We start from the raw sequence: 631 nt of genomic DNA on the forward strand, positions 1-631 counted from the left end.
ATAGGACAGGCGCTGGCCGTCCATGTCGATGACGCCGAAGCCCGTGGTTTGCAGGCCGGGGTCGATTCCTAGAATACGCATGGTGTTTGATTATCCATATTGCCGCCGGCCGGCCGCTGTGTGCCGAAGATGGCGGTGCCGGGCCAAGGTCACCTTGTAAAACCGGGCTTGAGCGCGCCCCTTCATTCATGGCGCTGCTGGCAGGGCATGTCAGGGGATGGCCACCATGGGTATATAGCGTGCAATCGTGCGCGAGCGCTGCGCCAGATATCCCGATTGCTGCATTTTTTCAAGGCGCTTGGGCTGGGGCAGCATGGCCGCCAGGCGAGCGGCTTCCAGGGGGCTGAGCTGGGCTGCGCTTTTGCGAAAGTAGCGCTGTGCGGCCGCTTCGGCGCCGAATATGCCCTGGCCCCATTCCACGTTGTTGAGGTAGATCTCCAGAATCCGCTGCTTGCTCAGAAACAGCTCCAGCAGCTGGGTCAGCACCAGCTCCTGCCCTTTGCGCAGGAAATTGCGCTCCCCCGACAGCAGCAGATTCTTGGCCAGTTGCTGGCTGATGGTGGAGCCGCCATAGATCTTGGCGGGGCGGTCTGTCGCCTCGGCACGGGCTTCGGCGCGGACATTGCGCTTG

The 631-nt window shown here is 62.4% G+C and carries 2 protein-coding genes; both read right to left on the reverse strand.

Features of this window, described 5'->3' with window-relative positions; genetic code table 11:
- A partial coding sequence (locus tag AC07E3_RS21455; RefSeq protein WP_478364770.1) for a crossover junction endodeoxyribonuclease RuvC occupies positions 1 to 81 on the reverse strand: 81 nt, incomplete at its 3' end.
- Between the two features lie 129 nt (positions 82 to 210).
- The coding region (locus AC07E3_RS21460; RefSeq protein ID WP_478364768.1) for a transglycosylase domain-containing protein at positions 211 to 631 on the reverse strand (421 nt) is incomplete at its 5' end.

This window comes from Nitratireductor lacus, assembly GCF_056431025.1.